This window comes from Sphingosinicella sp. CPCC 101087, assembly GCF_004151485.1.
GTDB lineage: Bacteria > Pseudomonadota > Alphaproteobacteria > Sphingomonadales > Sphingomonadaceae > Allosphingosinicella.
The window spans coordinates 58,462-83,200 of the sequence record NZ_SBFF01000012.1; the positions used below are offsets into that span (position 1 = coordinate 58,462).

Consider the following 24,739-nt stretch of genomic DNA (forward strand, 5'->3'; position numbering starts at 1 on the left):
TAGTAGCGGTCCCAGCTTCGAAATCTCGCGCAGTCTGCGCATCGCATGAACTGGATCACGCAAGCAGCGTGCCGGCCGGGACTCAGTCTGCCTCCACGCCCGCCGGGACGCTTGGCAAGCGGCAAAAGCCGATTTGCGCGGCCCACTTTCGCGCATCGCCAATTTGCTTTCGATCATGTCGGAAAAGCTCGGCTCGCCCATTGACCGGCACGACGAGACCGCCTCAATTTCACGACGAAGCCAAACCCATTGTCCCGCTTGATCGATCGCCTCGCCGGCGGGGGCGTTTTCAAGCGTCCACGCCGTCGCGCGTCCCGGATATTCGAGGGTATGAGGATGACCGATAAGGCCCGTTACATCGTCAATTCCGGACCCAAAGTGCCGGTCGCGGGGTTGAAGGCAGCGGTGACCACCGACAGTGCGATCGTCACCGAAACCATGATGAAGGTACTTAACGGAGGCGGCAACGCCGCGGACGCCGTCATCGCGGGCGCGATGGTGCAAGCAGCCGTCGAGCCGTTCATGACCAACCATGCTGGTTTGGTCACCATGCTATATTATGAAGCGAAAACGGGGATTGTTCACCAACTTGACAGCATCGGCTGTCATCCATCGGGCTTACCGCCGTTCAAGCCGGTTCCCAGCGGCATGGGCCCATATGCCGCCCTGGCTCCTTCAGCGATCATTCCAGGGTTCATGCCCGGGCTTAAGGCCATCCATGCCAAGTTCGGCACGAAGCGCTGGCCAGAACTTTGCGAGGACGCGGTACGCTGGGCCGAGCGTGGTCATCCCGTATCCACCTTTGAATATGGAATGAACGTTTTCGCTGAAAAGTTCATCACCTATTTTCCCGAGGGGCGCGACTTCTATCAACCTGGCGGGTTTTTCCCCAATGTCGGCGATATCTTCACCCCGCCCGGCATGGCCGAGACGCTGCGTGGCGTGAGGGACGACGGCCCGGATTACATGATCACGGGACCTTGGGCGGAAGCATTCGTGGCAAAGGGCAATGAGGTCGGTTGGAACGTCCGAATGGACCATATGACCGAAACGCCGCCTCGCTGGGTCGAGCCGCTGCGCTTTCCATATCATGAATATGAATTGGTCTTCCTCGGTCCGCCACAAGCGCAGGGCTTTTATACCGCCGTCGCGCTGGGTGTTCTGAAGCATCTCGGCATTCGTGATATGGAGCCTGGGTCGTCTGAGCATCTTTGGGCTATGGGGCATGCTCTGCGGCAGGGCGAGCGGCATTGGGAATATGCGCATGATGACCAGTTCTTCGATGTCCCCCGCGAAGCAGTCCTCGACGACGCCTATCACGCCCACCTGGCCAAGCTTGTCCGCGGATCTCGACCAAAGGTTGATCTAAGCGACCATATTCGCTTGTCGGGCGACAGTGCATCGAGTGGCGATGACTATCTATCGAAGTTCGGGGGATCCGGCGGCAAGCCGCGATTGGCCACGCAGGACCGCAAGCAACCTACTGGCAGCTGCGAAATTGCGGTTGTCGATGCAGAAGGCAATTGGTGTCAGTTCATGGACACGCTCCAGGCCTCGGGAATTCCAGGCCAGGTCGTGGGCGGCATTCCAATGGTCGGCAGTCATACGACGTTCGGCCATTTGCACAGTTCGATGGATGCCGTGTTGGTCAAGGGCGCCAAACAGCGTTCGGTGATCGGCAATACGCTGGTTTTGAAGGACGGTCGACCGGTCTTCTCGGCTGGTTCGCCGGGGAACATTCACTGCACACTGCCGCAGGTCCTGGCTTACTTGCTCGACTTCAAGCTCGATCCTTATAGCGCGGTGGCGGCTCCGCGCATGCTTCCAATGTCCGAAACTCGGACCGTGATCATCGAGGATCGGCTGCGTGACGGTGTCGTGGCGGAGCTGCACAAGCTGGGCTTGCGCGTCGGGGTTCTCAACGCGTTTGACTGGCATATGGGAAGCTTTGCGGTGATTGCGCGTGACCAGGCCGACGATACGTTGACGGCAGTAGCAGATCCCCGTCGATGCGGCGTTGCGGACGGTATCAGAACCTAGATTTTTCATTTTCTCTCCGGATTTCCCCCAATGTCCGGACGAGCGGGGGATCGACTGGAAGTGTCAATCCGTCGGTACGACGATCGAATATTGTCAGGAGGGTTACATGCGTAGACTTTTCATTTCGGTGGATATGGAGGGTGTCGCAGGCGTCGCGTCGGCCGTTTCGCTTATGCCGACCGGCTGGGAGTACGCCGCCTATCGCCGGTGGATGACTGCTGAACTCAATGCCGTGGCCGAGGCTGCGCTCGAGGCAGGATATGACGAGATCATTGCCGCGGATGGTCACGGCAACGGCAACAACATCGATCCCGATATGCTCATCGACAATGTGCAGACAGTCCGCTCATGGCCGCGGCCGCTGATGCAGATGCAGATGGTCGACGATCCCAGCGTCGATGCCTGCGCCTTTGTCGGTTATCACGCCCCGGCGGGCACGACCGACAGTATCCTGGCACACAGCTTTTCGGGCGCATCCATTCGATCGGTCCGTCTCAACGGGGAGATCGCTTCTGAAGGCTATGTCAATGCCGCGCTCGCTGGCGCCATCGGAAAGCCTGTAGTCTTCGTCTCGGGCGACAGTCAGACGCTAGAGGACGCGCGGCGCTACGCCCCCGACGCCGTTCTCCATGCAACCAAGCAATCGTTTGGCTTTCGGTCAGCCGTGTCGCTTCCGCCAAAGCAGGTCTGTCAGGCGCTGAAAGAAGCCGCCTCTCAAGCATTTCGGCGGCCGCCCGGCCAGCCCTTCACTCTTCAGCCGCCGTTCAAGGTGGAGCTGGAAATGACGACCCAGGTTGCGGCAGAGGTGCTTAACTTTCTTCCTTGGCTGAAGAGGACGGACGCTTACACGATCAGCGCCGAATTCACGTCGATGGAAGAGGTGACGGGTTTCATCGGCTTCGCGATTATCTACGCGCCGAACGGGCAGCTCCCGTTCTAAGAGACCGTTTGAGAATGGGTTGATGGGGTGGTCTGGTCGTGATTCAAGCTTGGGATGTGGACCCGAGCGAGCCGTAGCCGGGTGGCTGGATTTGAAAAGCGATCGAAGCGCTACCCGACCGATCTGACGGACGAAGAGTGGCTGTTCATACAGCCGTTCCCGCCGCCGGCGGCTGAGCGCGGTCGCAAGCCAGCGACGGACTTGCGCGATGTGCTCGATGCGCTTGGCTATCTGGCACGAACAGGCGGTGGATGGCGGATGTTGCCGAGCGACTTCCCGCCCCTGGCAGACGGTGTATTGGTGGTTCAGGCGGTTCGTTCGCCGGCTAGTGTTCCGTACGATCCACGACATCACCCTGATGCTCGATCGTGAACGCGCAGAGGGTGAACAGAGCCCGACGGCGGCCGTCATGGAGAACCAGTCCATCAAGGCGCCAGCGGCGGAAAAGCGGGGCTTTGATGCAGGCAAGAAGGTTGTCGGTCGTAAAATGCACATTGCCGTCGATACCGATGGCCGATTGCTGATGGTCAATCTGACCGCCGCCGACATCTCCGACAGCGCCGGCGCTCAAGCGATCATCGCGGCCGTTCGCAAGCGATGGCCCTGGCTCAAACACCCGTTCGCCGAGGGCGCCTACGACCGCACCCGCCTTATGGACGCCGCGACCTATCAAGACTTCGTCCTCGAGATCATCCGCCGCTCCGACAAGGAACTTGGCCTCAAGGTGCTGCCGGAGCGCTGGGTTGTCGAACGCACCTTCGGTTGGACGACGCGTTGGAAACGCCTCATTCGCGACTACGAGCAGCGGATCGACGTCTCGGAGGCCATGATCCATGTCGCTCTCGGCAGCCTCATGCTCCGGAATATTGTCCATCCATGACCATTCTCAAAACGGACTCTAAGGTTCGGGTGCCCGTTCGAATAGGCGATGAGTGAGCGACTGAGCATCGTGATCAGTTGTCCCGACGGGCGCCGCGCCGGCGAAGTTCCGTCGGCGTCGCGCCGAAGTGACGTTGTACCGCCACCGAAAAGCTCGAGGGGCGGTTATACCCCACGGCATAGGCAATCTGAGCAATCGAAACATCCCGCTCGCTCAGCATCGCCAGCGCCTGCTGCATGCGCAGGTCTTGGGTGTAGTCGGACACTGACCGTCCGACGATCTTACGAAATCCTGCACACAGTCCGCTGCGACTGAGCCCGACCTCGTGCGCAAGGTCTTCAAGCGACGGCGGTGTGATGAAGTTTTCCGCCAAGAAGCGCTGAGCCTTTATGACGCCCCGCGCGGTCAGCATCGTCGTTTCAATCGACCCACTTTCAGCATGTTCAAGGGCCTCAATGGCCTGACACAAAATCTCGACTGCCTTGGATTGCAGGAAAAGACGTCGGTGATGTCCCTCCAGCGAACAGGCATGCACATCGTCCAGACAGCGCAGCAAGGCGGCTCGCAACGGAAGCGGCCGCGCAAGCGTGTGCTGAAGGTCGCCGTTCAGGAACCGGCGCAGAACGACCGGCAGCTCGAGTTCGCTGCCGGAATAGAGCGCCTTCAGCACTTCCCGATGAATCGATATGCTGACGAAGCGATGACAGCCGGCGAAGGTCGCTTCGGTGGCCGGCTCCCGGGCGGGGTGGATAAAGATCGACGAATTCGTTGCTTCGAGGCTGAAATCGTCGCCCTGGGGAAACACATATTCACTATCACCGTGGCTGGCGACGTGAACCTGCAACAAGTCCGGAAAGGACATGTGCAGCGACAGGGGGGTGTGGAAATTAACGTCGCCGAACCAGATGAAAAAGCCGTCCGACAAGCCGCAGCACTCATAGTGTCCGTCACCGTAGCGACCGATGGATTGCATGCGATAATGATGATCGCTGAGCGGCAGGAACGCCTTGATCAACTCTTGCCGCCCGTCGAGCCTGTCGATGGAATGGTCCTGTAGCGCATAAGGCGCAATCACTGTCGCGGCGTCGCTAGGCGGGGCCGGGAAGCGTCGGACATGGCCGGAGCGCAGCAAGGCTGGCGTTCGGCGAAGATTGGACGTCGACATGGCAAGATGTTGCACTTGCCGATCATACGCCGTCAAGTCGGCCCGATGCCGCTTGCGGAGAGGTTGCCGATGACTGCGGCGCTAGCACTTCTCCAGCGTCGAAATCGCTGAGCGGGACATCGCTCAAGCAAAAGTCCGCTCATTACAAAAGCTTAGCATAAGTTTTTTTTGGCAGTGCTCGAAAGCACTTTGGCGGCATTCGAAAGGCATGTGGTATAGAGTTCAGACGCAAATCCGACGCCTATCGCGACAAGCCGTTTGAGCGCTTGGATCGAATGAAACGGGGAGGCTGAATGAGGAAGCGGCGCAGCGCCTTGGCGTGTTCCCGTTAGATTGGCGTCGCTTGGGCGGAGCTTGGAAACGTCGGCGATCGCCCGTTCTAGTATCGAATAGAAGGATCGTTCGACGTAATGACCGCACAAGTCACCCTTGAGATACACGCCGAAGCTGCCGGGCACATTGCCGCGGGACGAGCGGACGTCTGGGCGGTAGTCGCGGATCTCTCGCGCAGGCCCAACCTGACATCGTGGAAGCTTCTCACCGGAGTGTGGCCGGACGAGACCGCTCAAGCGCGTGTCGCGATGAACAAGGGCGAGTTCGAGATGGTTCGCATCGAAACCGTCATACGCTGCGTAACCAAAGCACAGTTGCTGCTGAAGATCGAGGCGCCGGAGTGGGGGTCGACGGGGTGGCTCGACCACCGGATCGAGGAGGAAAATGGCGGATGCCGGCTCACAATCGGCGTGATCGCAGTCGCAACCTTCCCGGAAGGTGCCGGGCCGGCATCGCGTGATGAATATGCCGCTCTGTCCCGGCAGGGATTGGAGCAGGCATTGGAAGTGTATCGCAGGCGCATCGAAGCCGACGCTGATTGAGCATTTCCATGGGGACCGTGATGAAGAGGTTGACGGAACCCAAATATGGTTCGCTACCTATGGTGATCGGTCGTGTCCCGCGATCTTCCTCGGACCGCATTTCTACGCCTCTTTCGGTCGCTCGGAAGGGGACGATAAGGATCGAGGGATCAACGGACTGAAGGACGAGTTCTTTCTGATCAGGCCGTAGATGCCGGCACCGCCGACGACCGCGAGGTAGGCCAGCGCCCACCAATGAACTTCCGACAGGCCAGCGAGATCAGCTGCGCCGCCGGTCGCGAGCGACAGGACAGAGAGACTGCCGGCGCCGACGCCCATGCCGAAGGCGGTAAGGCAATGGCACCGGTGCGCACGAGCAGCGGCGTGGAGAGAGTCTTGTAGATTGCCATTCACGCCGCCGCGCCATCCGTGATGAGATCGCCGCGCCGAGCGCCCGGCGGTGCCGTGTCGACGCTAGCACCAAGCGTCATCAAGACGCTGGCGGTTGCGACGAGCACGCCGGCGTTGCGCCGCATGGTCGGGCGCTCGACGATCGATTGAGCGGCATCTTCAAGCAGCATGTTGACCGTCGTTGCGCCAACCCGGCCGGGACCGGCGTGATGCCGCGGCCCAAGCAGTTCGGTGTCCGACACCGTTTCGGGGAACCGGTGGCAAACCCAGCCGACACCGACCTCTTCTCAGGCGTGAATCTTCCTGCGGATTTAGTGATCAGCGCGGCGACCGCGGTCGTCGAAGTACGAACTGCTCGATCAGCTCTTGATCCTCGCCGAGATTGCGCGGAGGTCGGGGGACAGGGCAGGATGTCCTCGAATAACGAGGAGCAGGCGCTGGCTGCTTCATACCGCCCAGTTCGATGAAGGTTCGGCGCGCGACGTTGTGGGGATCATCAGCCGCCTCGTCCATCGAGAGAACAGGTGCGACACAAGCGTCGATATTATCGAAAAGACGTGCCCAGTAAGTCTGATTTTCCGATCGGAACCGGGCCGTGAGCTTTCTCCTCTGGGCTGGCCAAGAGTCGCGATCATGCTGATCGTGGAAGTCGACATCGTCCGCAAAGTCTAATGTCTTGCACAAGGCGGCGAAGAACTGGGGTTCGATCGAGCCGACCGCCATGAACTTGGCATCGGCAGTTTTGTAGACGTCGTAGAACGGCGCGCCGGTGTCGAGCAGGTTGGTGCCGGCGTCGGCGCTCCAGAGGCCGCGTTCCTTCAGGCCCCAGATCATAGTCATCAGGAGGGCGGAGCCGTCCGTCATCGCACAGTCGATGACCTGGCCCGGTCCCCCGCACCGGACGGCCAGCAACGCGCTTACCATCCCGAAGGCGAGGAGCAGGCCGCCCCCGCCGAAATCCCCCACCAGGTTCATCGGCGGCACTGGCGATTCCCCCACCCGGGCGCAGGCAGCCAGCACGCCCGAGCGCGCGATATAATTGATGTCATGGCCCGCCGTCTGAGCACAGGGGCCGGTCTGGCCCCATCCCGTCATTCTTCCATAGACGAGACGCGGATTGTCGCCGAGCAGCACGTCGGGACCGATGCCGAGCCGCTCCATCACGCCTGGCCGGAAGCCCTCGATGATGCCGTCCGCGGTCTTGCACAGTGCGCGCAGCGTCTGGACGTCCTCCGCCGACTTGAGGTCGAGGGTCACGGAGCGGCGGGAGCGCAGCAGCGGCCCCATCAAGTCGCGCATGGGATCGTCCCGCTCGACGCGGATCACCTCGGCGCCGTGGTCGGCCAGCATCATGCCGGCGAACGGCCCCGGCCCGATGCCGCCGATCTCCACGATGCGAATACCTTCCAGCGGGCCCGCCATCACGGTTTTGCCGACAGCGCGCGCGCGATGACCATGCGCTGGATGTCGGATGTGCCCTCATAGATCTGGCACACGCGCACGTCGCGATAGATCTTCGCGATGCCGAACTCCTCAAGATAGCCGTAACCTCCAAGCGTCTGCAGCGCACCGGAGACGATCGCCTCGGCCGCTTCGGAGGCAAAGAGCTTGGCCATCGAAGCTTCGGTCAAGCACGGACGGCTGGCGTCCTTGGTGGCGGCGGCGTGCAGCGTCATCTGCCGCGCCGCCTCCAGCCGGGTCGCCAAATCGGCGAGCCGATGTCCGACCGCCTGATGCTCGATGATGGGCAGGCCGAAGCTCTTCCGCTCCGTCGCATAAGCGATTGCGGCTTCGAGCGCCGCCTGGCCCATGCCGACGCTCTGTGCGGCGATGCCGATCCGTCCGGTTTCGAGATTGGCCAGCGCGATGCGATAGCCCGCGCCTACCTCGCCAAGGACGAGTCCGTCCTCCACGAACAGATCGTCGAAGCCGATCGCGCATGTGTCGGACGCATATTGACCGAGCTTGTCCTCGACCTTTTCGACCCGGTAGCCTTCCCGGCCGGTCGGAACGAGGAAAGCGGTAATACCTTTCTTGCGCGCTTCGCGATCGGTGACCGCGAACACGATGGCGAGGCGCCCGATCCGTCCGTTGCTGATGAATTGCTTGGCGCCGTTGAGTCGCCAGCCGCCTTCGACGCGATCGGCACGGGTGCGGAGCGCCGATGCGTCCGAACCGGCGTCCGCTTCGGTCAGGGCAAAGGCGCCGATCGCCCGGCCCGCAACCAGGTCCGGCAGGAAGCGGGCGCGCTGATCGGGCGTGCCGAACTTGAGCAGCCCGCCGACGATGAGACTATTCTGGATGCTGACGATAGTGGAGAGCGCTCCGTCGGCAGCAGCCAGCTCCATCAGCGCCAGGGCGTAGGAAACATAGTCGAGGCCCGCGCCGCCTTCAGCTTCGGGCGCGGTGACCGCCATCAGCCCGAGCTCCGCCAGCTGTTCGAACAGGTCGGCGGGAAAGGCCTTGGCGTGTTCGAACGCCGCGCTGTTTGGCCGAACTTTCTCTTGGGCGAAAGCGCGGATCGCGTCGCGGACGGCCTCCTGAGTATCATTGAGGATCATAGCAGCCTCTCAAGCTGCTTGTTCGAGCGCCGATGCGGGCGGAGCGGCAAGAAGCGCCTCCCGCTGCTCTCGGTAGGCGTGGATCGCGCGTTCCTTCACCGGTCCGTAGCCCCGCACCATGTCGGGGAGGCTGGCGAGCGCGATCGCGCGTTCCAGGCCATTGCGGTCGAGCGTCGCCGTCAGCGTGCCGATCGTGGCTAGATATTCATCGCGAAGGGCACGTTCCGCCTTCCGCTCCTCGGTGTGGCCGAACGGGTCGAAGGCCGTGCCGCGCAGGCTGCGCAGGCTGGCGAGAGCCGAGAAAACGGGGAAGATCCATGGCCCGAAGCGGCGCTTCCTCGGTCGCCCGGTGGCCGGATCGATCCGCGCTAGAATGGGCGGCGCGAGCCAGATGGAAAGCCGCTTGACCGAAGCGAATTGTGCGCCGAGGCTCTGCCGGAAGGCGGGCAGCGCGTAGAGGCGTGCGACCTCATATTCGTCCTTGTACGCCATGAGCTTGTAGGCGTTCGCGGCGACGGCCCGGACGTAGCGCTCGCCATCGTCGCCGAAATCTCGCGCCGCCTGCAATGCATCGCTTAGGAGCCCGGCATAGCGGGCGGCGTAATCCGCGTCCTGATAGGCTTCGAGCTCGGCGCCGAGCCGCGCGATCATGTCAGTGAGCGTCTCCGGCCGGCGCTCGGATTGACGCAGGCCCGCCGCGTCCTCCACGGCCGCCATGTCCCTGGCCGCAAGTCGACCCCAGTCGAAGGCGCGCAGGTTCAGCGACACAGCCGCGCCGTTGGCCTCGATCGCGCCGCGAATTGCCGAGAGCGAAAGCGGGATCAGCCCCTGCTGCCACGAAAAACCCAGCATGAGCGTGTTGGCGGCAATGCCGTCACCGAACAGGCCCTCCGCGAGCCGCGTTGCGCCCAGGCTGAACGACCGCCCGCCGGTCGCGCGATCCAACGCATCCAGCATCTCTTCTCCCGGCAGCGTGGCGTCCCGGTCGGTGACCGCGTCGGCGGTGGGCGCGAGATCGCGGTTGACCACCGCGCGACTCCGTTCCGGATTCAACTTCGACAGCGTCTCGCGCCCGGCCGAAACGACCAAGTCGGTGGCGAGCAGGGCATCGACCTCGCCGGCACCGATCCGCACCGCATGGAGCGGCTTGCCCTTCGATCCGATCCGCACCTGGCTGACGACGCCGCCATTCTTCTGCGCGAGGCCAGTGAAGTCGAGCACGGTCGCCTCCAGCCCGTCGAGGTGGGCAGCGACGCCGAGCATCGCGCCGATCGTCAGCACGCCCAGGCCCCCAATTCCCGCGACATAGATGTTCCAGGCTTCCTCCGGCGTCGCGACCGTCGGCATGGGCAGCGCCGCGAATTGCGCCTCCTCGATCGCTTTCAGGCGCCGGCTGTCGGGCTTGCGGAGGACAGGTCCTTCCACGTCGACGAAGCTGGGGCAGAATCCTTTGACGCAGGAGAAGTCTTTGTTGCAGCTCGACTGATTGATGCGCCGCTTGCGGCCGAACGCCGTCTCCAGCGGCTCGACCGCGATGCAGCTCGACTGTACCGAGCAGTCGCCGCAGCCTTCGCAAACGGCGGCGTTGATGAACAGGCGGCGGTCGGGATCGGGGAAGTCCCGGCGTTTGCGTCGGCGGCGCTTTTCGGCGGCGCACGTCTGCTCGTAGATGATCACCGTGACGCCGGGCACCTCGCGCAGCCGCCGCTGCACCGCGTCCAGCTCGTCGCGATGCGCGATGCGGACGCCTTCGGCCAATCCGCCGGCCTTGCGCCACTTCTCCGGATCGTCGCTGACGAGGTGGATCTCCTCCACTGCCTCGGCGGCAAGCTGGCGCGTGATGAGCGCCGGATCGATGTTGCCCTCGGCCGGCTGCCCGCCCGTCATTGCGACCGCATCGTTGTAGAGGATCTTGAAGGTGATGCTGGTGCCGGCCACCACCGCGGCACGGATCGCCAGCAACCCGGAATGCTGGTAGGTGCCGTCACCCAGATTCTGGAAGATATGCCGCGTGTTGGAGAAGGGTGCGGCGCCGGCCCACTGCATCCCTTCGCCGCCCATCTGGCTGAAGGTGGGGGTGCGGCGGTCCGGCATGGCGATCGCCATTGCGTGGCAACCGATCCCGCCCCCGGAGACCGATCCTTCGGGCGTGACGGTAGAGCTGTTGTGCGGGCAGCCGGAACAGAAGAAAGGCTTGCGCACCGGGAACGGCATGACCGGCGGTCCCGCCGCCCGCCGCTCCCAGGCGCTGAGGCGCGATTCCATATCGATCGTGCCGATGTTGCCCAGGCGCGCGGCGATGACCCGCCCCACCATCAACGGCGAGAATTCCATGGTGACCGGAAGGAGCGGTTCGTCGCCCGGGCCGGTCTTGCCGATCACGCGCGGCTTGCGACCGGGACGGTTGAAAAGCGCCGCCTTGAGCTGGTTCTCGACGATCGGCGCCTTCTCCTCGACGACGAGGATCTCTTCCGCCTCGCCGGCGAAGGCGATCAGTGGGGCGCTGGCCAGGGGCCAGCTCATCGCTACCTTGTAAACTGAAAGACCCAGCGCGTCGGCCTGGTGCTTATCGATGCCCAGCCTGTCGAGCGCCTGCATCACGTCCTGGTGCGCCTTGCCAACGGTGACGATACACAGCCGGGTATGCGGGGCCGACATGATCGGCCGGTCGATACCGTTCGCAATCGCCCAGCCCACCGCGGCGGGCTGCCGCTCCTCGATCATGCGGCGCTCGAGCTCGATCCGGTCCGCCGGCCATATGATGCGGGGATCCCAGTTGAGGCCGTGCGAGGGCACGAGGTGGGACGGCGTCTCGTAGATCCAATTGGCATCGGGGAGGTCGAAAGCGGCGGCGCCCTCGACAACTTCCGCAATGGTCTTCAGCGTCACCCACAGGCCCGAGAAGCGCGACAGCGCGAGGCCGGCCAGACCGAGCAAGAGGATTTCGCTCACGCTCGCCGGCTGCAGGATCGGCATCATCACCGACTGGAAGATGCCGTCCGTCTGGTGCGGGAACATCGAGGATTGCGCCGAATGGTCGTCGCCGGCCACCGCCAGCACGCCGCCCAGCGGCGATGTTCCCACCATGTTGGCATTGCGGAACACGTCCCCCGTCCGGTCGACGCCAGGCCCCTTGCCGTACCAGATGCCGAACACGCCATCGACCCGCGCAGGTCCGTAGGCGCGATGCATCTGCGCGCCCCAGAGCGCCGTCGCCGCCAGGTCCTCGTTCAGCCCGGGCTGGAACAGGATGTCGTTGGCCTTGAGCTGCTTCTCCGCTTTCCAGAGTTGCTGGTCGTAGGCTCCGAGCGGCGACCCGCGATAGCCGGAGACCAGGCCGGCCGTGTTCAGGCCGCGCCGACGATCGGCCGCCCGCTGCAGAAGCGGCAGCTTCACGAGGGCCTGGATGCCCGTCATGAACACGGGACCGTGCTGGGCTTCATAGAGGCTGGCCAGATCGAAGGGAGCGATGTGTGTCACGACGTGTCGCCTAGGAAGCCGGGGAGAGACGCTCGAGGGCGATGTCGTCGGCAACTGCTCCGGTGCCTCGATCCTGTTCGCGCGCTCGCGCTGCTACTTCGCGAAAGGTATCGGCGAGCGTCAGGATGTGCTGCTCGACCGCTTCCGGGCTCCAGCCCGACCGCTGGTAATGAAGGTCGATGATTCCTCCGCCATTCGCCACGTAATCCGGGCAGTAGAGGATGCCGCGCTCCTTCAAGCGAAGGTCGTCTTCCGGATGGGCAAGCTGATTGTTGGCACCGCCGACCACCGCCTTGGCGCGGATGTTCGGGATCGAGTTATTGTTCAATATGGCACCGAGCGCGCACGGTGCGATGATGTCGACGTCGCTCGCGAGGATATCATCGACACTTCCGACTGTCGCTCCGAGATCCTCAGCAAGTTGGTCCGCAATCCGCCGATCAGTGTCGGCCACGATCAGGTCGGCGCCATCGGCTGCCAACAGATGCGCGAGCCGACCGCCGACATTGCCGACGCCCTGGATCGCAACCCTCAATCCCGAGAGCCCGACTGCGCCGAAGCGCAGCTCGGCGGCCGTGCGCATGCAATGATAGACACCGCGCGCGGTCGTCTGCGACGCGTTGCCCGCTTCGGCGAGCGTGCCCGCGGTAAAGGTCGTCCGTTCGCCGATCGTCTTGACGTCGTCGAGCGTCGTCCCGGAGTCGAACGAGGTGATGTAGCGGCCTTCGAGGCTTCGCACGAAATCGCCCATTTCGTGCAGGACAGCCTTCTTATCCGCGCGTCCGGGGTCCGCGATGATGACCGCCTTGCCGCCGCCATAGGGGATATTGGCGATGGCATTCTTGTAGCTCATCCCCTTGGAGAGCCGGAGCACATCCGTGACCGCTTCGGCCACGGTGGCGTAGGGGACGATGCGGCATCCGCCCATCGCCGGCCCGCGCGCTTCGTTGTGGATCGCGATGAACGCTGTGAATCCAAGCCTCGGATTGTCGCGGCTGACGATCAGGACATGGTCATCAAGATCTGGGTAAGCGCCGTACATGGGGTTCCTCCTTTCCGAAGGTTACACCCGAGCAGAGGGTTGAATCAGTTACATCGTTGCCCATTCTTGCGTGGAAACGCGTGACGTTCTTACCGAAGATGGGCTATAGGCGTTGCATGACTACCCTGGACAGAATTGACCGCGAGATTCTCGCCCGCCTTCAACGGGACGGCGACCTGTCGATTAGTGAGCTCGCGGACCAGCTCGGCATGAGCGGACCGCCATGCTGGCGGCGGGTCAAGCGCCTGAAGGACGAGGGCGTCCTCACGCATCGCAGCTGGCACGTCGATCCGGCCTCAGTCGGGCTCAACGTCGTGGTCTTCGCCACGGTTCGTCTGGCGACGCACGACGCGGCGGCCACCACTTCGTTTCGGGAGAAGGTACTCGATATCCCGGAGGTGATGGAATGCTACATCCTGCTCGGCACGAGCGACGTGCTGGTCAAGATCGTGGCGCCGGACATCAAGGCCTATGAAGCCTTCTATTACGACGTTCTGTCCCAGCTGCCGGGTGTCAGGGAGACGACATCCAGCGTCGTGATGAGCGCGGTCAAGCAGACGAGTGCGTTGCCGATCGCTCGGATCTAGGAGTCAGGGCAGGTCCATGACCTGTGGGGCCGCGCCCTTTTGCTACAGCCACGCGACCAGATCGCCGAACGCAAGGGCGATGGTTGCGGTGTTTCGTAGGGGATGGACCGCGATGCGGTCGGATGACCTGAAACCGGCATAGAAAACGACACGGACCGTGCCCGGCGGGGCGTTGCAGGCGGCAAGGGGTGTCACCGATCCCGGGGTCACGCGGAGGAGCTGCTCCATCTCGGCGGGCTTGGCGAACGAAAATTTGCCGGCGCCGAGCGTCTCAGCCATCTCCTTCAAGTCCGCGCGTCGGTCGCTCGGCAGGTCGATCAGCCAGAAATTGCCCTTCTTGCCCTTCAGGAAGAGGTTCTTGGTGTGAGCTGCCGGAAGGTCACGGTGGACCGCGTCGCTCTCATCGCCAGTGAAGACAGCCATGTGCTCCAGCTTTTCGAAGGCGATACCGGCTTCGACAAGGCCGGCATAGATTTGATCTTCCGTCATATGCCTCCAAGCGTTGGCCGCCTTCGAGTTGAGTTCTTGAACAAATACGACACGCTGCATAACCTTCGCGCCTCACAGAGCATCGGAGACATCAATGGCGGACAGCACGGCAGAACGGCCGAAACTGCGGATCGGCTTCGTGCTGGCGCCGCGGTTCACGTTGGCCGCCTTCGCGAACTTCGTCGATGCGGTGCGGCTCGCCGCGGACGAAGGGGATCGCAGCCGGCAGATCGACTGCCAGTGGGCGGTGCTCGGCGAGCCAGGCGGGACGATCGAGTCGAGCTGCGGCTTGCATGTCCAGCCATGGGACACGCTCGATGACCCCGGACGCTTCGACTATATCATCGTGGTCGGCGGGCTGCTGCATGGCGGGATGCGCGTGTCGCAGCGCGTGAACGCATTCTTGCAAGCTGCAGCGGACGCCCAGGTCTCCCTCGGGGGCTTGTGCACAGGATCCTTCATTCTTGCCCGCGCGGGCCTGCTCGGCGGCTATCAGGTCTGCGTCAGCTGGTTCCATATCGCCGATTTCAAGGAGGAGTTCCCGGCGCTCCAGGCGGAATCCAGCCGCATGTTCGTGATCGATCGAGACCGGCTGACCTGCGCCGGCGGAACCAGCGTCGTTCACTTGGCCAGCCACCTGATTGAAAAGCATTGCGGACGTAGCCAGGCGATAAAGAGCCTTCGTATCCTCATTGAGCAGGCGGCGCTGCCGACCGGCGCATGGCAACCGGAAGAAGTGGTCACCCGCCCCGCGCAGGACAGCCTGGTCAAGCGCGCGATGCTGGATATCGAACAGGATGTCGGCCACCGCACTCCGTTGCCGAAGCTGGCAGGCTCGCTCGGCATCAGCGTCCGCCAGTTGCAGCGGCGCTTCGAATGCGACATCGGTATTGGCGTGCGCGGATATCGCAGCAGCCTGCAGCTCTCCCGCGCCAAGTGGCTCGTTGAACATACCGACCGGTCGATGACGGAGATCGCGCTTGACTGCGGCTTTTCGGATTCGGCGCATTTTTCCCGGACCTTCAAGACGCATTTCGGCATCCTGCCTTCACTGCACCGGAAGCAGGCCGCGGCGAACGGCTAGCTACGTCCCAGATCTAGCGTCATGGATTGGCGCAATCATTCTGAAGATCGTCACGTTTCTTCAATCTCATCCCTATCGCCTGCCATATGGAGGCTGCACGACCTTGTCCTAGGAGCAGTGATGGTCAGCGCTTCGATCAGCCGGGATGATACAGCTTTCTTCGGCGGCCAGCTCGCGGATGCGGACCCGGCGGTGGACGCCGCGATCACGGCGGAGCTTGGCCGGCAGAGCGATAAGCTCGAGCTGATCGCGTCGGAAAATATCGTCTCCACGGCCGTGCTCCAGGCGCAGGGCTCGATCCTCACCAACAAATATGCGGAAGGCTATCCGGGCAAGCGCTATTATGGTGGTTGCGAACATGTCGATGCGACGGAGCAGCTCGCGATCGATCGTGCCTGCCGGCTGTTCGGCGCGCGGTTCGCCAATGTCCAGCCGCATTCCGGCGCCCAGGCCGATATGGCGGTGGTCTATGCCTTGCTCCAGCCGGGCGACACGTTGATGGGGATGAGCCTTGCCCATGGCGGCCATCTGACCCATGGCGCCGCGCCGACATTTTCCGGCAAATGGCTGCACGCGGTGCAATATGGCGTTCGGGAAGCCGACCAGCGGATCGACTATGAAGCGGTGGCGGACCTCGCCAGCGAATATCATCCCAAGCTGATCATCGCCGGCGGCTCGGCCTATCCGCGGCAGATCGACTTCGCGCGTTTTCGAGAGATCGCCGATTCCGTGGATGCCAAGCTGATGGTCGACATGGCGCATTTCGCCGGCCTCGTCGCGGGCGGGGCGCATCCCAATCCCCTCGAGCACGCCCATGTCGTGACCTCGACCACGCACAAGACGCTGCGGGGGCCGCGCGGCGGCCTCATCCTTACCAATGACGAGGAACTGGCCAAGAAGTTCAACTCGGCTATCTTCCCCGGCATCCAGGGCGGGCCGCTGGAGCATGTCATTGCGGCCAAGGCCGTCGCGTTCGGCGAGGCGCTGCGGCCGTCGTTCGCCGGCTATGCACGCCGTGTCGTCGAGAACGCCAAGGTCCTTGCCGCATCGCTCGAGCGGGCGGGCTATACGATCGTTTCCGGCGGCACCGACACCCATGTCGTTCTCGTCGATCTGCGGGCCCAGGGGCTGACCGGCAAGGGGGCGGAACGCCTGCTCGACGACGCCGGGATCACCTGCAACAAGAACGGCATTCCGTTCGATCCCGAAAAGCCGTCCGTGACGTCCGGCATTCGGCTCGGCTCGGCCGCGCTGACGACGCGCGGCTTCGACGCCGCCGCGTTCGACGTGGTCGGGCGGCTCATCGGCCGCGTGCTCGACGCAGCGGCGGCGGGCGAGGTGCCGGAGGCGTTGCTGGCGGACGTGCGCGGCAACGTGACCGCGCTGTGCGAGCGCTTCCCCATCTACGTAACCACGCGCGGCTGACGATCCCAGATGCAACGCTTTTCAGCCCTCGCGCTCCTTCGGCATGGTCTCGGCCGACATCAAGGCTGGAAGCCGCAATGGCGTAACGCAGCTCCCAAGCCGAGCTATGACGCGATCATCGTCGGCGGTGGTGGTCATGGCCTGGGGGCGGCTTACTATCTCGCCAAGGTGTACGGCATCCGCAACGTCGCGGTGGTGGAGAAAGGCTGGATCGGCGGCGGCAATACGGGTCGTAACACAACGATCATCCGATCCAACTACCTGTTCGAGGAAAGCGCGGCACTCTACGATCACGCGCTCAAATTGTGGGAAGGGCTCAGCCAGGAGCTCAACTACAATGTGATGTTCTCGCAGCGCGGCGTGATGATGCTCGCGCACAACATCCACGATATCCAGGTCTTCAAGCGCCACGTCCACGCCAACCGGATCAACGGCGTCGACAATGAATGGCTGACGGCGGAGCAGGCGAAGGACTATTGCCCGCCGCTCAACATCGACCCGAACGTCCGCTACCCGGTGCTGGGCGCAGCGCTCCAGCGGCGTGGCGGCACGGCGCGGCACGATGCGGTGGCCTGGGGCTATGCCCGCGCCGCCGATGCGCTGGGCGTCGACATTATCGAGAATTGCGAAGTGGCCGGGATCAGGCGCGACATGGCGGGGGCAGTCGCGGGCGTGGAGACGAGCCGCGGCTTCATCGCTTCCAAGCGGGTTGGCGTCTCGGCGGCAGGCCACACCAGCGTCGTGCTCGACATGGCGCATGTGCGCCTTCCGCTGGAAAGCTTCCCGCTGCAGGCGCTGGTTTCGGAACCGGTGAAGCCGGTCTTCCCCTGTGTCGTCATGTCCAACACGATTCACGCCTATCTAAGCCAGTCGGACAAGGGCGAGCTGGTGATCGGCGCAGGCACGGACGTCTATACCAGCTACACCCAACGCGGCGGCCTGCACATCGCCACCCATACGCTGGAGGCGATCTGCGAGCTGTTCCCGCGATTTCGCCGGATGCGAATGCTGCGCAACTGGGGCGGAATCGTCGATGTGACGCCGGACCGCTCACCCATCATCGCCAAGACGCCGGTGACGGGCCTTTATGTGAATTGCGGCTGGGGCACGGGCGGCTTCAAGGCCACGCCCGGCGCCGCGCATCTTTTCGCCCACACCATCGCCCGCGACGAGCCGCATCCAATCAACGCACCTTTCACGATCGAGCGGTTCCGCGACGGTTATCTGATCGACGAGGCTGCGGCGGCGGCCGTAGCGCACTGAGGAGAGAGTCGGGCGATGTTGATCATCCGCTGCCCTTATTGCGGTGAACGACCGGAGCTGGAGTTCGCCTATGGCGGCCAGGCGCATATCGCGCGGCCTTTGCAGCCGTCTGATCAGAACGATGAGGACTGGAACGTCTATCTGAACCTGCGCGCCAATCCCAAGGGATGGCACAGCGAGCGGTGGCGGCACATCCATGGCTGCGCTCGCTTCTTCAACGCGGTTCGCGACACCCGAACCGATCACTTCCTCGCCACCTACAAGATGGGCGAGCCCGCCCCCGAGGTGCCCAGCACGTGACCACTACACTCTTCCGAACGGGAAGCGGCGGGCTGATCGACCGCTCGCGCCCGCTGCGTTTCACCTTCGACGGCAAGTCCTATTCGGGCCTGCAGGGCGACACGCTCGCATCCGCGCTTCTGGCCAACGGCGTGCATCTCGTCGGGCGCTCGTTCAAATATCATCGGCCGCGCGGGATCATGGGTATCGGTGCCGACGAGCCGAACGCGCTGGTCGGCGTCCGACGCGACGATGCCCGCTATACGCCGAACCTGCTCGCGACGCAGGTCGAACTCTATGACGGTTTGGACGCCGTAAGCCAGAACCGGCACCCGAGCCTCGAGAACGATCGAATGGCGGTCAATGACAGGCTGCTGAGCCGATTCATTCCCGCCGGCTTCTACTACAAGACGTTCATGTGGCCGCATAAGGCGTGGGACAGGCTGTACGAGCCGCGCATCCGCGCCGCGGCCGGCCTCGGCGTAGCGCCGGACAAGCCGGACCCCGACAGCTATACCCAGCGCTACGCGCATTGCGACGTCCTGGTGATCGGCGCAGGTCCGGCGGGCATCACGGCGGCAATGGAAGCGGCGACAGCGGATGCCCGCGTCATCCTGTGCGACGATCGAGCGGCCATGGGAGGATCGCTGCTCTCCGCCGCGAGTGTGACGATCGCCGGCAAGGATTCGAGCGTCTGGTTGGACGAGTCACTGGCAGCTTTGGCGCGCATGCCGAACGTCACGCTCCTGTCCCGCACAATCGCCTTCGGCTATTATCCGCATAACTGGATCGGTTTGACCGAAAGGCTTACCGATCATCTCGCGGTTATGCCGGCGGGCCGGCCGCGCGAGCGGCTCTGGCAGGTACGGGCGAAGGAGGTCGTCATCGCGGCGGGTGCGATCGAGCGGCCGCTCGTCTTCCCAGGCAATGACAGGCCGGGCATCATGCTCGCCGACGCAGCCCGCACCTACCTTCAGCAATATGGCGTCTCGGTGGGCCGCAGAGTTGCCATCGTCGCGGCTCACGACAGCGCCTATCGCGCCGCCCACGAGTTGAGGGCGGCCGGCATAGCGGTGGTGGTGATCGCCGACATCCGCAGCCGGCCCGCAGTCGCCAACCCGCCGGATTGTGCCGGCACCCGAATCCTCTCCGATGCCTCGATCGAGGGAACGACCGGCAAACTGCGCGTTACTTCCATCACGCTGTCGGCCGGGAGTAAGCGAGAGACATTCGCCTGCGATACCGTGCTGATGGCGGGCGGCTTCACCCCCAGCGTGCACCTGTTCTCGCAGTCGCGTGGCAAGCTTGCATGGGATCCGGAGCTCCAGGCCTACCTCCCTGGCCAATCGGCGGAAGCCGAGCGCTCGGCCGGCGCCTGCCGCGGGCGCTTCGCGCTTGAGGAGGCGCTTGCGGACGGCATGGAGGCGGGAAGGGCGGCCGCTCGGTCGGCGGGCTTTGCGACTGGGGTGGAGGTCCATGGTCCTGCCGTCACTGTGAGCCACCCGATCGGCGAGGGCGGCCATATCGGAGCGACATCATCGTCGAAAGGAGCAAAGGACAAGGCTTTCGTCGACTGGCAGAACGATGTCACCGCCAACGACATCCTGCTGGCGGCGCGGGAGGGGTTCATCTCCATCGAGCATGTGAAGCGCTACACCACCACCGGCATGGCGACGGATCAGGGCAAGCTTTCCAACATCAACGCCCTCGGCATCGTCTCCGAAGCTACGGGTCGCACGATCCCGGAGATCGGCCTCACCACCTTTCGGGCACCATACACGCCGATCACCTTCGGCAGCCTAGCAGGCCGCGCCCGCGGCGACCTGTTTGATCCCGCGCGGGTGACCGCGTTCAATGACTGGGCGATCGAGCAAGGCGCGGTGTTCGAGAATGTCCGCAACTGGAAGCGCGCGCATTATTTCCCGCGTCCCGGGGAGGACATGCATGCCGCCGTCGCCCGCGAATGCCTCCAGGTGCGGAAAAGCGTTGGTATCTTCGACGCCTCGACGCTCGGCAAGATCGAGGTGGTCGGCCCTGACGCGGCCGAGTTCCTGAACCGCTTCTACGTCAATGCGTGGACGAAGCTGGGCGTCGGCAAGTGCCGGTATGGCGTGCTCCTCCGCGAGGATGGTTTCATCCTCGACGATGGCGTAGTCGGCCGGCTCGCGCCCGATCGCTTTCACGTCACCACCACGACCGGCGGCGCCGCGCGCGTCCTCAACATGATGGAAGACTATCTCCAGACGGAATGGCCTGATCTCAGGGTCTGGCTTACTTCCACGACGGAGCAGTGGAGCGTGATTGCGGTGCAGGGGCCCAACGCCCGCGAAGTCCTATCGCCCTTAATCGAGGGGCTGGATGTATCGGCCGAGGCCTTTCCTCACATGAGCATCGCCGACGCGCAGATGTGCGGCGTGCCGATGCGCCTGATGCGGGTCAGCTTCACCGGCGAGCTCGGTTTCGAAGTCAATGTCCCGAGCGGCTATGGCGCCATGGTGTGGCAGGCCATCTGGGAACGCGGCAAGCTCTACGACATGGTGCCATACGGCACGGAAACGATGCACGTGTTGCGCGCGGAGAAGGGCTTCATCATCGTTGGCCAGGAGACGGACGGCACGGTCACGCCCGACGATGTGGGCCTCGCCTGGGCGATCGGTAAGGCGAAGCCGGATTTCGTGGGCAAGCGCTCCCTGGCACGCCCGGCCCTTGCGGCGTCGAACCGCAAGCAGCTTGTCGGTCTCCTGACGCGGAATCCGCAGATTGCATTAGAGGAAGGCGCGCAGATCGTGAGCCCGTCCGCGCCAGGCACCTCGATAGGCCATGTTACGTCGTCCTATCACAGTTCGGTCCTCAAGAAGTCGATTGCGCTTGCGCTGGTGCGCGGTGGCCGCGCCCGGATTGGACAGATACTCCACGTCTCGATGCCGGGGGGGAGCATTCCCGTGGGAGTCGTTGCACCGGTTTTTTTCGATCCGGAGGGGAAGCGCATCAATGTTTGACCCCGATGTCACTTCGCCGCTGGACGACGGTAGCCCGGCGATCACGCCCGTGGGTCCCGTCTCTCGCGCTATAATCCGGTGCCGCGCGAGCGATATCGATCTCGTCTCCAATAGAATCGATATAGCTCTACCACGCGCAGCCTGCCGCTCGGTGCAGGACAGCGGGTTGAGTGCGCTCTGGCTGGGGCCGGACGAGTGGCTGATATTGAACGCCACCCCGGCGGATAGCTGGGTATCGGAACTCTCGGCTCGGCTCGATGGCGCGCTCTGCTCGCTGGTGGACGTTAGCCATCGCCAGGTGGCACTATCCGTCCACGGCCCCAGGGCAGAGGATATCCTCGCTACGGGCTGCGCGCTCGACCATTCCATCGCGGCCTTTCCGGTGGGCATGTGCACCCGCACCATGTTCGCAAAGGCCGAGATTGTGCTCTGGCGCACGGGGGCAGCAAACTTTCATCTCGAGGTCTGGCGTTCTTTCGCCCGATATGTCGAGGCGCTGCTGCGCGAGGCGGAAAGCGAACGATAGGAAATGATCGGCGTTCGGGACATTTTTCGGATCGGGATCGGGCCGTCATCCTCCCATACGGTCGGTCCAATGAAGGCCGCCGCCGAGTTCGCGAAAGCACTCGACGGCCGGACATTCGCGCGCGTGCGCTGCGACCTGCTGGGCTCGCTGGCCTGGACAGGGGCCGGTCACGCAACGGACAAGGCAGTCGTTCTCGGCCTCGCCGGTTTCCTGCCCAATGCCATAGAGCCCGGACTGATCGACGGGATCTTCGATCAGGCGCGAAAGACGCAGCGGCTGCGCATAGCCGGTCGTGAAATCTCGTTCGATCCCGCCACCGACATCATATTCGACCGCGAGGGCCGCACACCAGTGCATCCCAACACGCTCCGCTTCGCGGCGTTGAGCGACGTCGGCGCCGAAGTTCTGGCCGAGCGGTGGTGCTCGATAGGAGGGGGCTTCGTTGCCCCGGAGCACCTCGTCGGCGCTTCGGGATCGGAGGATGCGGAACATATTCCCTTCCCCTTTGCGACGAGTTCGGAACTGCTGGCGCTTTGCGAGCGCAACGGGCTCAGTATCGCGGAGATCGTCAGCGCCAATGAGCGCGCCAGCACATCGGCTGCGGAGCTGCGGGAGTATCTCGATCGCGTCATCGACGTGATGATGGACTGCGTCGATCGCGGCATGCAGGCGGAGGGCGTGCTGCCGGGACGTCTCAACGTACAACGCCGTGCCAAGGGCATCCGGCAGAAGCTCGATGCCGACCGATTCCGAAACCGGCAGGCTCCGCATGCGATCATGGATCATGTGAGCCTGTTCGCGATCGCCGTGAACGAAGAGAATGCAGCCGGCGGCAGGGTCGTCACCGCGCCGACCAACGGGGCGGCCGGCGTCGTGCCCGCGGTTCTGCGCTACTATCGGGATTTCTGGCCGGACGCTAACCGCGCAGGCATGCGCGATCTGCTGCTGACCGCCGGCGCCATCGGTATGGTGACGAAGCTCAACGCCTCCATTTCCGGCGCGGAGGTTGGTTGCCAGGGCGAGGTCGGCACAGCCAGCTCGATGGCTGCCGCCGGTCTCGCGGCAGCGATGGGCGCCACCAACCTCCAGATCGAGAATGCCGCCGAGATCGCCATGGAGCACCATCTCGGCATGACCTGCGACCCGATCGCAGGCCTCGTTCAGGTGCCCTGTATCGAGCGGAACGCGTTCGGTGCCATCAAAGCGATCAACGCGGCGTCGCTTGCCCTGCGCGGGGATGGAACGCACATCGTCTCGCTCGATCAGGTCATCGACACGATGATGCGCACCGGCCGCGACATGCATGCCAAGTACAAGGAAACCTCCCTCGGAGGACTGGCCGTCAACTTCCCCGAATGCTGACGCCTGTGGCGGCGGGGCTGCACTGACAGATCGAGCATCGTCATACCACTCTTGCGGCTAATATGCAGATGTGTATTAAATGCGCAAAGGGAGACGGCCGTGACCAGGCGCTATTCAGCATTATCGCTGTTGCGGGAAGGCGTGAACGGCCAGCGCGGCTGGGAACCGGCCTGGCGGAACCCGCAGGCGAAGGCACGATACGATGCCATCGTCATCGGCGGCGGGGGGCATGGCCTGGCGACCGCATATTATCTGGCGAAGAACCACGGGCTCACGAACGTCGCGCTCGTCGAGCGGGGATGGATCGGCGGCGGTAATACCGGCCGCAACACCACGGTAATCCGCTCAAACTATTTCTTCCCCGCATCGGCGGCGTTCTACGATTTCTCAGTCAAGCTTTACGAAGGTCTGAGCAAGGAACTCAACTACAACATCATGTTCTCGCAGCGCGGCATGTGGACGCTCGCGCACGATCGTCACGGCCTCGAGATGGCGCGCCGGTCTGCGAACGCGATGCTGCTCAACGGAATCGATGCGGAATTCCACGACGAGCCGAGTGTCCGGGCGCGCATACCGGGTCTCAATCCGGATCCACGCTTTCCGATTCTAGGCGGTATCAATCAGCCGCGGGGCGGGACCGCGCGCCACGACGCGGTGGCGTGGGGATATGCGCGCGCCGCCTCGGCACTCGGGGTCGATATCATCCAGAATTGCGAGGTGCTCGACTTCATCATCGAGGGCGGACGTGTGCGGGGCGTCGAGACCAGCCTAGGCGCGATGCGCTCGGATCGCGTGGGTATGGCCGTGGCCGGGCACAGTTCGGTCATTGCGGCGAAGGCCGGTTTGCGGCTGCCCGTCAGCTCCTACGCATTGCAGGCCTTCGTGTCCGAGCCGGTCAAGCCGTGCCTCGACACCGTGATCCTATCGCCCGCCACGGGCACGTATCTCAGCCAGTCGGACAAGGGCGAGTTGGTGATCGGCGCTGGCCTCGATCTCTACCTCTCCTATGCGCAACGCGGCAGCCTTCCTTGGATGGAGCGCGCCGCCGCCGGCGTGGTGGAGCTCTTCCCTCGATTCTCGCGCCTTCGCTTTCTTCGCCAATGGGCGGGGATCGTCGATGTTGTCCATGACTCGACCCCGATCCTCGGCCCCACCGCCGTCGACGGGCTCTTCATCAACTGCGGTTGGGGGACTGGCGGGTTCAAAGCAGTCCCGGCCGGCGGCTGGTGTCTCGCGCATCTTATGGCGACCGGGGAATCGCATCCGCTCGCGCGTGCATTCGGCATCGAGCGCTTCGAGACCGGTGCCCTGATCGACGAAGCTTCGGCCTCCGGCATCGCTCACTAAGGATC

20 protein-coding genes and 1 pseudogene are annotated in these 24,739 nt (G+C 63.7%); 13 read left to right on the plus strand and 8 right to left on the minus strand.

What is annotated here, in order from left to right:
* The first annotated feature begins 336 nt into the window (after positions 1 to 336).
* The 3 genes and pseudogenes from EKM57_RS18025 (at position 337) to EKM57_RS18035 (ending at position 3,860) form a co-directional block, all read left to right on the plus strand.
* On the plus strand, positions 337 to 2,040 hold the full coding sequence (locus EKM57_RS18025) for a gamma-glutamyltransferase (RefSeq protein WP_165357536.1): 1,704 nt from the start codon (positions 337 to 339) through the stop codon (positions 2,038 to 2,040).
* 106 nt (positions 2,041 to 2,146) lie between these two features.
* Positions 2,147 to 2,980, plus strand: coding sequence for a M55 family metallopeptidase (locus tag EKM57_RS18030; protein WP_129793926.1), 834 nt, complete (start codon positions 2,147 to 2,149; stop codon positions 2,978 to 2,980).
* Positions 2,981 to 3,034: 54 nt separating this feature from the next.
* Positions 3,035 to 3,860, plus strand: a pseudogene (locus EKM57_RS18035) (IS5 family transposase).
* Positions 3,861 to 3,933: 73 nt separating this feature from the next.
* Here the strand turns inward: EKM57_RS18035 and EKM57_RS18040 are convergent.
* Positions 3,934 to 5,025 carry an AraC family transcriptional regulator gene (locus EKM57_RS18040; protein ID WP_129793927.1) on the minus strand — a complete coding sequence of 364 codons (1,092 nt, stop codon included), beginning with the start codon at positions 5,023 to 5,025 and terminating at the stop codon, positions 3,934 to 3,936.
* A 410-nt stretch (positions 5,026 to 5,435) separates the two neighbouring features.
* On the opposite strand from EKM57_RS18040, the gene EKM57_RS18045 reads away from it, so the two are divergent.
* Positions 5,436 to 5,900, plus strand: a complete 465-nt coding sequence (locus EKM57_RS18045; RefSeq protein ID WP_129793928.1) for an SRPBCC family protein — start codon at positions 5,436 to 5,438, stop codon at positions 5,898 to 5,900.
* Positions 5,901 to 6,002: 102 nt separating this feature from the next.
* Here EKM57_RS18045 and EKM57_RS22305 read toward each other — a convergent pair whose 3' ends face one another.
* From EKM57_RS22305 to EKM57_RS18075, 6 genes are all read right to left on the minus strand, one after another.
* Positions 6,003 to 6,218: a hypothetical protein gene (locus EKM57_RS22305; protein WP_129793929.1), complete on the minus strand. Its 216-nt coding sequence runs from the start codon at positions 6,216 to 6,218 to the stop codon at positions 6,003 to 6,005.
* A gap of 71 nt (positions 6,219 to 6,289) precedes the next feature.
* On the minus strand, positions 6,290 to 6,532 hold the full coding sequence (locus EKM57_RS18055; protein ID WP_129793930.1) for a hypothetical protein: 243 nt from the start codon (positions 6,530 to 6,532) through the stop codon (positions 6,290 to 6,292).
* Between the two features lie 76 nt (positions 6,533 to 6,608).
* A complete protein-coding gene (locus EKM57_RS18060) occupies positions 6,609 to 7,712 on the minus strand; it encodes a CaiB/BaiF CoA-transferase family protein (protein WP_129793931.1) in 1,104 nt (367 codons plus the stop codon).
* Positions 7,712 to 8,851: an acyl-CoA dehydrogenase family protein gene (locus EKM57_RS18065; RefSeq protein ID WP_129793932.1), complete on the minus strand. Its 1,140-nt coding sequence runs from the start codon at positions 8,849 to 8,851 to the stop codon at positions 7,712 to 7,714. Before EKM57_RS18065 ends, EKM57_RS18060 begins: the two co-directional genes overlap by 1 nt.
* Before the next feature lie 9 nt (positions 8,852 to 8,860).
* Positions 8,861 to 12,331: an indolepyruvate ferredoxin oxidoreductase family protein gene (locus EKM57_RS18070; RefSeq protein WP_129793933.1), complete on the minus strand. Its 3,471-nt coding sequence runs from the start codon at positions 12,329 to 12,331 to the stop codon at positions 8,861 to 8,863.
* A 10-nt stretch (positions 12,332 to 12,341) separates the two neighbouring features.
* The gene (locus EKM57_RS18075; protein WP_129793934.1) at positions 12,342 to 13,373 is read right to left on the minus strand and encodes a Glu/Leu/Phe/Val dehydrogenase dimerization domain-containing protein; all 1,032 of its coding nucleotides are present in this window, start codon (positions 13,371 to 13,373) and stop codon (positions 12,342 to 12,344) included.
* Between the two features lie 56 nt (positions 13,374 to 13,429).
* Here EKM57_RS18075 and EKM57_RS18080 point away from each other — a divergent pair, with 56 nt between their 5' ends.
* Positions 13,430 to 13,960, plus strand: coding sequence for an Lrp/AsnC family transcriptional regulator (locus EKM57_RS18080; RefSeq protein ID WP_129793935.1), 531 nt, complete (start codon positions 13,430 to 13,432; stop codon positions 13,958 to 13,960).
* Positions 13,961 to 14,002: 42 nt separating this feature from the next.
* Here the strand turns inward: EKM57_RS18080 and EKM57_RS18085 are convergent, their stop codons facing one another.
* The gene (locus EKM57_RS18085; RefSeq protein ID WP_243451129.1) at positions 14,003 to 14,509 is read right to left on the minus strand and encodes a prolyl-tRNA synthetase associated domain-containing protein; all 507 of its coding nucleotides are present in this window, start codon (positions 14,507 to 14,509) and stop codon (positions 14,003 to 14,005) included.
* A 34-nt stretch (positions 14,510 to 14,543) separates the two neighbouring features.
* On the opposite strand from EKM57_RS18085, the gene EKM57_RS18090 reads away from it, so the two are divergent.
* The 8 genes from EKM57_RS18090 to EKM57_RS18125 all read left to right on the plus strand — a co-directional run bounded on the left by EKM57_RS18090 (position 14,544) and on the right by EKM57_RS18125 (position 24,734).
* On the plus strand, positions 14,544 to 15,533 hold the full coding sequence (locus tag EKM57_RS18090) for a GlxA family transcriptional regulator (protein ID WP_129793936.1): 990 nt from the start codon (positions 14,544 to 14,546) through the stop codon (positions 15,531 to 15,533).
* 120 nt (positions 15,534 to 15,653) lie between these two features.
* Positions 15,654 to 16,958: a serine hydroxymethyltransferase gene (gene glyA, locus EKM57_RS18095; RefSeq protein ID WP_129793937.1), complete on the plus strand. Its 1,305-nt coding sequence runs from the start codon at positions 15,654 to 15,656 to the stop codon at positions 16,956 to 16,958.
* A gap of 9 nt (positions 16,959 to 16,967) precedes the next feature.
* Positions 16,968 to 18,221: a sarcosine oxidase subunit beta family protein gene (locus EKM57_RS18100; RefSeq protein WP_129793938.1), complete on the plus strand. Its 1,254-nt coding sequence runs from the start codon at positions 16,968 to 16,970 to the stop codon at positions 18,219 to 18,221.
* 15 nt (positions 18,222 to 18,236) lie between these two features.
* Positions 18,237 to 18,521: a sarcosine oxidase subunit delta gene (locus tag EKM57_RS18105; RefSeq protein ID WP_129793939.1), complete on the plus strand. Its 285-nt coding sequence runs from the start codon at positions 18,237 to 18,239 to the stop codon at positions 18,519 to 18,521.
* Positions 18,518 to 21,499: a sarcosine oxidase subunit alpha family protein gene (locus tag EKM57_RS18110; RefSeq protein WP_129793940.1), complete on the plus strand. Its 2,982-nt coding sequence runs from the start codon at positions 18,518 to 18,520 to the stop codon at positions 21,497 to 21,499. Before EKM57_RS18105 ends, EKM57_RS18110 begins: the two co-directional genes overlap by 4 nt.
* 49 nt (positions 21,500 to 21,548) lie before the next feature.
* On the plus strand, positions 21,549 to 22,025 hold the full coding sequence (locus EKM57_RS18115) for a sarcosine oxidase subunit gamma (protein WP_256386915.1): 477 nt from the start codon (positions 21,549 to 21,551) through the stop codon (positions 22,023 to 22,025).
* Between the two features lie 3 nt (positions 22,026 to 22,028).
* Positions 22,029 to 23,387: an L-serine ammonia-lyase gene (locus EKM57_RS18120; protein WP_129793942.1), complete on the plus strand. Its 1,359-nt coding sequence runs from the start codon at positions 22,029 to 22,031 to the stop codon at positions 23,385 to 23,387.
* Between the two features lie 99 nt (positions 23,388 to 23,486).
* A complete protein-coding gene (locus tag EKM57_RS18125; protein ID WP_129794021.1) occupies positions 23,487 to 24,734 on the plus strand; it encodes a sarcosine oxidase subunit beta family protein in 1,248 nt (415 codons plus the stop codon).
* Positions 24,735 to 24,739: the final 5 nt, after the last annotated feature.

Bases quoted from the DNA above. Each gene is read 5' to 3' on its own strand.
- glyA (WP_129793937.1), top strand. From the start codon at position 15,654: ATGGTCAGCGCTTCGATCAGCCGGGATGATACAGCTTTCTTCGGCGGC.
- EKM57_RS18075 (WP_129793934.1), bottom strand. From the start codon at position 13,373: ATGTACGGCGCTTACCCAGATCTTGATGACCATGTCCTGATCGTCAGC.
- EKM57_RS18090 (WP_129793936.1), top strand. From the start codon at position 14,544: ATGGCGGACAGCACGGCAGAACGGCCGAAACTGCGGATCGGCTTCGTG.
- EKM57_RS18030 (WP_129793926.1), top strand. From the start codon at position 2,147: ATGCGTAGACTTTTCATTTCGGTGGATATGGAGGGTGTCGCAGGCGTC.
- EKM57_RS18105 (WP_129793939.1), top strand. From the start codon at position 18,237: ATGTTGATCATCCGCTGCCCTTATTGCGGTGAACGACCGGAGCTGGAG.
- EKM57_RS18120 (WP_129793942.1), top strand. From the start codon at position 22,029: ATGATCGGCGTTCGGGACATTTTTCGGATCGGGATCGGGCCGTCATCC.
- EKM57_RS18060 (WP_129793931.1), bottom strand. From the start codon at position 7,712: ATGGCGGGCCCGCTGGAAGGTATTCGCATCGTGGAGATCGGCGGCATC.
- EKM57_RS22305 (WP_129793929.1), bottom strand. From the start codon at position 6,218: ATGGGCGTCGGCGCCGGCAGTCTCTCTGTCCTGTCGCTCGCGACCGGC.
- EKM57_RS18065 (WP_129793932.1), bottom strand. From the start codon at position 8,851: ATGATCCTCAATGATACTCAGGAGGCCGTCCGCGACGCGATCCGCGCT.
- EKM57_RS18085 (WP_243451129.1), bottom strand. From the start codon at position 14,509: ATGCAGCGTGTCGTATTTGTTCAAGAACTCAACTCGAAGGCGGCCAAC.
- EKM57_RS18040 (WP_129793927.1), bottom strand. From the start codon at position 5,025: ATGTCGACGTCCAATCTTCGCCGAACGCCAGCCTTGCTGCGCTCCGGC.
- EKM57_RS18025 (WP_165357536.1), top strand. From the start codon at position 337: ATGACCGATAAGGCCCGTTACATCGTCAATTCCGGACCCAAAGTGCCG.
- EKM57_RS18100 (WP_129793938.1), top strand. From the start codon at position 16,968: ATGCAACGCTTTTCAGCCCTCGCGCTCCTTCGGCATGGTCTCGGCCGA.
- EKM57_RS18045 (WP_129793928.1), top strand. From the start codon at position 5,436: ATGACCGCACAAGTCACCCTTGAGATACACGCCGAAGCTGCCGGGCAC.